At 72.6% G+C, this 7,650-nt stretch carries 8 protein-coding genes; all 8 read right to left on the reverse strand.

The window, feature by feature from the left end; all coding sequences use genetic code 11:
* Window positions 1-56 precede the first annotated feature (56 nt).
* The 8 genes from ACF1A1_RS04310 to ACF1A1_RS04345 all read right to left on the reverse strand — a co-directional run bounded on the left by ACF1A1_RS04310 (window position 57) and on the right by ACF1A1_RS04345 (window position 7,379).
* On the reverse strand, window positions 57-1,391 hold the full coding sequence (locus ACF1A1_RS04310) for a beta-xylosidase (RefSeq protein WP_391645272.1): 1,335 nt from the start codon (window positions 1,389-1,391) through the stop codon (window positions 57-59).
* A gap of 161 nt (window positions 1,392-1,552) precedes the next feature.
* Complete coding sequence (locus ACF1A1_RS04315; protein WP_391645274.1) at window positions 1,553-2,026, reverse strand: hypothetical protein; 474 nt, start codon at window positions 2,024-2,026, stop codon at window positions 1,553-1,555.
* A 248-nt stretch (window positions 2,027-2,274) separates the two neighbouring features.
* Entirely contained in the window at window positions 2,275-2,628 is a 354-nt protein-coding gene (locus ACF1A1_RS04320) for a cytidine deaminase (protein WP_391645276.1), read from the reverse strand.
* Window positions 2,629-2,687: 59 nt separating this feature from the next.
* A complete protein-coding gene (locus ACF1A1_RS04325; RefSeq protein WP_391645278.1) occupies window positions 2,688-3,047 on the reverse strand; it encodes an MmcQ/YjbR family DNA-binding protein in 360 nt (119 codons plus the stop codon).
* The gene (locus ACF1A1_RS04330; protein ID WP_391645280.1) at window positions 3,044-4,348 is read right to left on the reverse strand and encodes a hemolysin family protein; all 1,305 of its coding nucleotides are present in this window, start codon (window positions 4,346-4,348) and stop codon (window positions 3,044-3,046) included. Before ACF1A1_RS04330 ends, ACF1A1_RS04325 begins: the two co-directional genes overlap by 4 nt.
* Window positions 4,345-4,842 (reverse strand): rRNA maturation RNase YbeY, encoded by a 498-nt coding sequence (gene ybeY / locus ACF1A1_RS04335; protein WP_391645282.1) that lies wholly within the window; start codon window positions 4,840-4,842, stop codon window positions 4,345-4,347. The genes ACF1A1_RS04330 and ybeY overlap by 4 nt, the downstream gene beginning before the upstream one ends.
* Window positions 4,843-4,855: 13 nt before the next feature.
* The gene (locus tag ACF1A1_RS04340; protein WP_391645284.1) at window positions 4,856-5,926 is read right to left on the reverse strand and encodes a PhoH family protein; all 1,071 of its coding nucleotides are present in this window, start codon (window positions 5,924-5,926) and stop codon (window positions 4,856-4,858) included.
* A gap of 322 nt (window positions 5,927-6,248) precedes the next feature.
* Window positions 6,249-7,379, reverse strand: coding sequence for a carbohydrate kinase family protein (locus tag ACF1A1_RS04345; RefSeq protein WP_391645286.1), 1,131 nt, complete (start codon window positions 7,377-7,379; stop codon window positions 6,249-6,251).
* Window positions 7,380-7,650: the final 271 nt, after the last annotated feature.

Here is a 7,650-nt window from a genome sequence, read left to right on the forward strand (position 1 = left end):
GGTGGACGGGCGGGTGCGGACCTGTGGGGCGGGCGCCCGGCCACCGGGGGCGTGCGTCAGGTGAGGGTGAGGGTCAGGACGCCGGAGTACGTGCCCGGAGGCGTGAACGCCGGTACGTCGAGGGAGAGTCGGGCGTCGGCGGTGAACTCGCCGCCGGTGAGCGTGGCGTCGGGGGCAGAGGCCAGGGTCGCCCCGGCGCTGCCCACCACGCCCGCCGAGCCGGCCCGGCAGGTGCTCGGGCTGCCCGCTGCGGTGGCGCAGGCGGGCGTCCAGCTCAGCTTCCCGGCGTCGATCTTGGCGCCGGGACCGGTGAAGTCGGTGACCTTGCCGGTCAGGGACCAGCCCGCGGGTCCGCCGCGGAAGTCCTTGACGGTCACCGTCTTCAGCGCCCCGGTCGAGGCCCCGCCGGTGCCGAAGTCGACCGCCGACAGCTGAACGGCGTCCCCGGCCTGCGACATCGACAGGGTGCCCGCCTTCACGGTCGTCGTCAGCTTCTGGCTCCCGTCCGGTACGGGCGTGTCGTCGACGACGACGTACGCGACGGGCCCGGCGCCCTTCTCCGCGCTCCACGCGCCGCCCTCGTACGCCACGATGCCGGTCGTGGTGCGGTCGTTGACGACGAGGGAGCCGCTGAAGCCGCCCTGGGCGTTCGCGGTCACGGTCGCCGTGTCCGCGGTCTGGGCGGACCCGGACCGCCCGGCCAGGGTGACGCTCGCGCCCGGCGTGAAGTCGCCGCCGGTGACGGTGACCGCGGCGCCCGGCGCTCCGGAGGCCGAACCCAGTGAGATGGCGCGGGTGTTGGCGGGCGGGTCGGCGGCCGCCGTGACCGTCTCCGACACCGGGGCGGGCGGGCTGGTCACCGTGCAGGGGGTGTCCAGCTCCAGGATGTAGCTGGTGTGGATGTTGTAGTCGCCGGGCGAGAGGGTGATCGCGCCGGGCGCGGTGACCGTGAACGTGCCGGTCATGGAGAACGACGGGAAGGTGCCCCGGCCGGGCACCGGGTCGTTCTTCCTGGGGCCCGCGACCGTGACACTGCCGGTCTGCGCCCCGCCGAGGGCGACCTTGCCGGTCGGCGTCATGATGTCGGCCGGCAGGGCCAGGTCGGTGGGGTTGCTCGCGGCGGGCGTGACCACCGTGTACGTCACGGTGACGGTGTCGCCGACCCGGGGACTGGCGTTGTCCACCGTGATCCTGGCGGTGGTGGTGCCGTCGATCGGCGGGATGCCCGCGATCGGCGGCGGGACGCAGTGCGTGGGGAAGTCCACGTTCACGGACGCGGCGGCGGGTGTCGCCAGCGCGCCGCCCGTGGTGACCGCGAGCGCGGCCGCCGCGAGCAGCGCGGTCCAGTGCCGTGTTCGGGATCTTCGGATCCTCTGGGGTGTCGCACCCATGGTTGCCCCCTCCTGAGGGATGCGGGCGCAGCGGCTCTTCTGCGCCGACAGGGGGCATTGAGCGGGGGATGGCGTGAGAAGTCAATGGAGATGCCGTGCGGAACTGATGAACCGTCAGCTTTCCTCGCCGCGAGGAAAACTGACGGCCCGTTGCGCGCTTCTCAGTCGAACACGAACGGCCCCGGCGACTGCGGACCGGTCGCCGTGCAGGTGACGGTGATCCCGAAGACGACCATCTTCAGGGAGCCCTGGTAGAAGTCCAGGCTGTCACCGGAGGCCACGGTCCCGCTGAGCGGACCGACCACGATCGGGGCGCCGGTGGCCATGGCGGGGTTCACGGTGCCGCTGAAGACTCTGGCGGCACCGGTCGAGTTCGCCATCGTGAGCGTGGAGTCGATGCTGTTCGCGCCGATCGGGATGGGCGCGGTGATCGCGGTGGACGAGAGTGTCAGGGTGGCCGCGGTGCCGTTCTGGGTGGCGGTGAGCGTGGCCGCACCACCGCCGAACAGACCGCAGTTGGCGGTGATGGTCGCCGTCTGTGGGGTGACGGCGACGGCCGTGGGCGCCAGCGCCAGCCCGGTGACCGCGAGGGCCCCGGCCAGCAGTGCCGCACCTGTTCCGATTCTCTTGCTCATGGGGTTTTCCGGCTCCCTTCCCGGATCTGCGAAGACGGACGGCCGGACGGGACGGCGGGTGCGGACGCCGGTCCCGGTGGGGGGTGGATCTGACGGTCCGTCGGAACTGATGGCTCCATTGATGCGTCGGGGGCGACGGAACGGCAAGGTTGAAATCCGGCCTAAGTCATGGCGGTGCCCCCTCGTCCCGCGGAGGGGGTGGGGGCTTGAGGGAAACCGGGGGTCCAGGGGGCGGAGCCCCTGGTACGTCAGCCCGCGGAGACGGTCAGCCGCACGCTCCCGTCGGGCCCGGCCAGCAGCACGGGGGTGCCCGGACCACCGAGGTCCGCGACGGCGGCCCGGTCCGTCTCGGAGACGCCATCCGCCTCCGTGACCACCGCGGCCGCCTCCAGCGACGTCGCTCCCGAGGCCACCGCCATCGCCACCGCCGTCTGCAGCGCGCTCAGCCGCAGCGACGGCAGGCCGACCGTCCCGGCGACATAGGTACGCCCGGTCTCGTCCCGTACGGCCGCGCCCTCGGGCACGCCGTTGCGGGCCCGGGCGGAACGGGCCAGGGTGACGATCTTGCGGTCCTCGGGGTCGAGCGCGCTGCTGTCGGTCATGCCCCGAGCATACGTAGCCGCACCGCGTCCGACCGGCCACGGGGTAGGCCCACGGGGTCTCAGGGCCGGTCGAGACGGAGGCGCTCGGCGCGCGGCAGGCCGGCGACGACCAGGTCGTACGAGTCCTCGATGAGCTCCCGGACCAGGCGGTCCGGGAGGTCGCCGTCGACGGTCACCGTGTTCCAGTGGCGCTTGTTCATGTGGTAGCCGGGGGCGATCAGGCCGGGGTGCTCGGCGCGCAGCCGGACCGCGTCCTCCGGGTCGCACTTGAGGTTGACGGTCAGGGGCCGCGCGTCCAGGGTCGTCAGGGCGAACAGCCTGCCCCCGACCTTGAAGACCGAGATCTCCGGCCGGAAGGGGAATTCCTCCACGGCCGCGGTGAACGACAGGCAGAAGGCGCGCAGCTCCTGAGGGGTCACTCCGGCTTCTCCTCCTCGGCGGACCCCGCCGGGCCCACCGGCTCCACCAGCACCGTCACGATCTTGTTCCGGCGGCCGGCCGCGGCCTCCGCCGTCAGCCGCAGCTCACGCCCGTCGGGCAGTTCGACGGCGCTCGACGCCCCGGCGATCGGCACCCGGCCCAGCGCCTTCGCGAGGAGACCGCCGACGGTCTCCACGTCCTCGTCGTCGTACTCCTCCAGGCCGTACAGCTCGCCGAGGTCGGTGATGTCGAGGCGGGCGGTGACCCGGTAGCGGTCCTCGCCGAGCTCCTCCACCGGGGGCAGCTCACGGTCGTACTCGTCGGTGATCTCGCCGACGATCTCCTCGAGGATGTCCTCGATGGTGACGATGCCCGCCGTGCCGCCGTACTCGTCGATGACGACGGCGACGTGGTTGCGTTCCTGCTGCATCTCGCGCAGCAGGTCGCCGGCGTTCTTGGTGTCGGGCACGAAGGCGGCGGGCCGCATCGCCGTCGAGACGAGTTCGCTCTCCGCGTCGCGGTTGATGTGCGTCCTGCGGACCAGGTCCTTCAGGTACACGATCCCGACGATGTCGTCCTCGCTCTCCCCGGTGACGGGTATCCGCGAGAAACCGGAGCGCAGTGCCAGGGTGAGGGCCTGGCGGATGGTCTTGTAGCGCTCGATGACGACGAGGTCGGTGCGCGGGACCATGACCTCGCGGACGAGCGTGTCGCCCAGCTCGAAGACCGAGTGCACCATGCGCCGCTCGTCGTCCTCGATCAGCGACTCCTTCTCGGCCAGGTCGACCAGCGCGCGCAGCTCCGCCTCGGAGGCGAAGGGGCCGCGCCGGAAGCCCTTGCCGGGCGTGAGCGCGTTGCCGATGAGGATCAGCAACGACGGGATCGGGCCCATGATCCGGGCCAGCGGCAGCAGCACGTACGCGGCGGCCGTCGCCGTGTTCAGCGGGTGCTGGCGGCCGATGGTGCGCGGGGAGACACCGACGGCCACGTACGACACGAGGACCATCACGCCGATCGCGGTCAGCAGGGCCGGGGCCGTGCCCTCGATCTCCTGGAGGCAGGCGTGGGCGACCAGCGCGGCCGCCGCCATCTCGCAGGCGACGCGGACCAGCAGCGCCACGTTGAGGTACCGGGTGGGGTCGGCGGCGACCTGGGCGAGCTTGGCGCTGCCGCGCCGGCCGCTGCGGACGGCCTCCTCGGCGCGGAAGCTGGAGACGCGCGCGAGGCCCGCCTCCGCGCAGGCGGCGAGCCACGCGACGACGACCAGGGCGATCGCGCCGGAGACGAGACCTGGGCTCATGACACGGTCGGGGCCGGGGACGGGCCGGTCAGGCCCTTCTCCGCGCGCCAGCCGTCCACGATGGCCGCCTGGAGGCCGAACATCTCGGCCTTCTCGTCGGGCTCCTCGTGGTCGTAGCCCAGCAGGTGCAGCACGCCGTGGACGGTGAGCAGCTGGAGCTCCTCGTCCATGGAGTGCTGCGTGGGCGCCTCCGCCCCCTGCCTGGCCGCGACCTCGGGGCACAGCACGATGTCGCCGAGGAGCCCCTGCGGGGGCTCGTCGTCGTCCTTCGACGGCGGCCGCAGCTCGTCCATCGGGAACGACATGACGTCGGTCGGTCCCGGCAGGTCCATCCACTGGATGTGGAGCTGCTCCATGGCGTCGGCATCCACGGCGATCACCGACAGCTCGGAGAGCGGGTGGATGCGCATCCGTGCGAGCGCGTAGCGGGCGATGTCGAGGATCGCCTGCTCGTCGACCTCGGTTCCGGACTCGTTGTTGACGTCGATCGACATGGTCGCGCTCGGTCTACTTCCCCTTGTGCCCGGACTTCCCCCGGCCGCCCTTGTGCGTGCCGTTCTCCGTGCCGTGCTTGGTGTCGTACGTCTCGTACGCGTCGACGATACGGCCCACCAGCTTGTGCCGTACGACGTCGTGGGACGACAACCGGGCGAAGTGGACGTCGTCGACGCCCTCCAGGATGTCCTGCACCTGACGCAGGCCCGACTTGGTGCCGGTCGGCAGGTCGACCTGGGTCACGTCACCCGTGATCACGATCTTCGAGTCGAAGCCGAGGCGGGTGAGGAACATCTTCATCTGCTCGGGGCTCGTGTTCTGGGCCTCGTCGAGGATGATGAAGGCGTCGTTGAGCGTCCGGCCGCGCATGTACGCCAGGGGCGCGACCTCGATGGTCCCGGCGGCCATGAGGCGCGGGATCGAGTCGGGGTCGAGCATGTCGTGCAGCGCGTCGTAGAGCGGGCGCAGATAGGGGTCGATCTTCTCGTAGAGCGTGCCGGGCAGGAAGCCCAGACGCTCGCCCGCCTCGACCGCGGGGCGGGTCAGGATGATGCGGTTGACCTGCTTGGACTGCAGGGCCTGGACCGCTTTGGCCATGGCCAGGTAGGTCTTGCCGGTGCCCGCGGGTCCGATGCCGAAGACGATCGTGTGCTTGTCGATCGCGTCGACGTACCGCTTCTGGTTGAGGGTCTTGGGTCGGATGGTGCGGCCGCGCGAGGACAGGATGTTCTGCGTCAGTACCTCGGCCGGGGTCTCCTGGCCGTCGCTCGTCCCGTTCTCGCTCGCCCGCAACATGGCGATCGAGCGTTCCACTGCGTCCTCCGTCATCGGCTGCCCGGTGCGGAGCACCAGCATCATCTCGTCGAACAGGCGCGCGATCATGGCGACTTCCCGCGCGTCGCCGACCGCGCTGATCTCATTGCCCCGGACGTGGATGTCGGCCGCCGGGAAAGCCGTCTCGATCACGCGCAGGAGGGAGTCGCCGGATCCCAGCACCGTCACCATGGGGTGCTGGGCGGGAACGGTGAACTGTGCTCTCGCCTGGCCCTGCGCGGGCGTGTGAGCTGTGGGTGTCTGAGTCATAGGCCGGCCCGAGGGCCTCTACGTCCTCCCGGATGCGTCTCGCCTGCCACGAGGGAGGCCTGGCGAGTTCAAGGGTACGCCAGGGGGCTGACATCGCCGTAGGACTTTTCCTCCAAGGGGGTGGGCGGGCCTACGGCCTGGGGGGACGGATCCCGCCGGCCGAGCGAGCGGATCCCGTCCCGAGGGAGCGGCCTCACGGCCTGGAGCACGGATCCCGCCGGCCGAGGACGGCCCCTCACGGCCCCGGGGGGACGGACTCACGACCCGGGAGGACGGGCTCACGACCCCGGGGGGACGGACTCACGACCCCGGGGGGACGGACTCACGCCGACCGGCGGAAGCCGATCGTGGGGACCGCTCTGCGGCGGGGCCACGGGGTGGGCTCCTGGGCGGGGAGGAGATCCGTCAGGAACTCATAGCCGCGCAGTGCCTCCGGGGCCTGGCCCTCGACCGACTGCACCCTTCGCCACCAGGCGGCGATCTCCGACCAGCCGGGGGCGGAGAGCGATCCGCCGAACTCCTGGACCGAGAGGGCCGCGGTCAGGCCGGCGAAGGCGAGACGGTCGGCGAGGGGCCACTCGGCCAGGGTGCCGGTGACGAAGCCCGCCACGAAGACGTCCCCGGCGCCGGTGGGGTCGAGGGCCTCCACCGCGATGGCCGGGACCTCGGCGGACTCGCCCGTGCGCCGGTCCACCGCGTAGGCGCCCTCCGCGCCGAGGGTGACGACCGCGAGCGGTACGTGTGCGGTGAGGGCGTGGGCGGCGGCGCGGGGGCAGCTCGCGCCGGTGTAGCGCATGGCCTCCTCCGCGTTCGGCAGGAAGGCCTCGCAGTGCTCCAGGTCGGCGAGGCCGGCCAGGTCCCAGGCGCCGGTGTCGTCCCAGCCGACGTCGGCGAAGACACGGGTTCCCCTGCTCGCGGCCTGGGCGATCCAGGGGTCGCGCTTGCCGGGGGTGAGGGAGGCCACGGCGGCGCGGGCGTACGGCGGGGAGTCGGGGGCGGGCTCCTCCGGGGGTGGTTCGTGGCCGTGGGAGACCATCGTGCGTTCGCCCTCGTAGGCCATGGAGACGGTGACCGGGGAGTGCCAGCCGGGGACCGTGCGGGAGGCGGTGAGGTCGATGCCCTCGCCCTGTTCCAGGGCGTCCCAGCAGTAGTCGCCGTAGTGGTCGTCGCCGAAGGCCGCGGCGAGGGACGTCCGCAGGCCGAGGCGGGCGAGGGCGGTGGCCATGTTGGCCACGCCGCCGGGGCTCGAACCCATGCCGCGCGCCCAGGACTCGGTGCCGCGGACCGGGGCGGAGTCGAGGCCGGTGAAGATGATGTCGAGGAAGACGGTGCCGGTGAGGTAGACGTCCCAGGGCGGGTCGCCCGGGGTGCGGTGGCCGGCCAGCGGGTCGACGTGGGCCTGGCGTGGGTGTCGGTGGTGTCCCTCTCCGGTGGACGCGGTGGACGCGATCACGGTGCGCTCCCTGACGTGGTGCCGATCTGGCCAGTGTGCACCACGCCACTGACAACACGCCGGTCGTCGGGAGGGGAGTGGGGGGTGTGCGGGGGTGTGTCGGGGGGGCGAGCGGTCTTGGCGTGGGGGGTCTTGGGGGGGCGGGCCGTGGGGCGCGACTGGTGGGGGGGGGGTCGGGGGGGGGGGGGGGGGGGGGGGGGGGGGGGGGGGGGGGGGGGGGGGGGGGGGGGGGGGGGGGGGGGGGGGGGGGGGGGGGGGGGGGGGGGGGGGG

Origin of the sequence: Streptomyces sp. NPDC014995 (assembly GCF_043080745.1) — a bacterium.
In the GTDB taxonomy this organism is placed as follows: domain Bacteria; phylum Actinomycetota; class Actinomycetes; order Streptomycetales; family Streptomycetaceae; genus Streptomyces.

Coding starts and splice junctions, on each gene's coding strand:
- ACF1A1_RS04330 (WP_391645280.1), bottom strand. CDS start 4,348: ATGAGCCCAGGTCTCGTCTCCGGCGCGATCGCCCTGGTCGTCGTCGCG.
- ACF1A1_RS04320 (WP_391645276.1), bottom strand. CDS start 2,628: ATGACCGACAGCAGCGCGCTCGACCCCGAGGACCGCAAGATCGTCACC.
- ACF1A1_RS04340 (WP_391645284.1), bottom strand. CDS start 5,926: ATGACTCAGACACCCACAGCTCACACGCCCGCGCAGGGCCAGGCGAGA.
- ybeY (WP_391645282.1), bottom strand. CDS start 4,842: ATGTCGATCGACGTCAACAACGAGTCCGGAACCGAGGTCGACGAGCAG.
- ACF1A1_RS04315 (WP_391645274.1), bottom strand. CDS start 2,026: ATGAGCAAGAGAATCGGAACAGGTGCGGCACTGCTGGCCGGGGCCCTC.
- ACF1A1_RS04310 (WP_391645272.1), bottom strand. CDS start 1,391: ATGGGTGCGACACCCCAGAGGATCCGAAGATCCCGAACACGGCACTGG.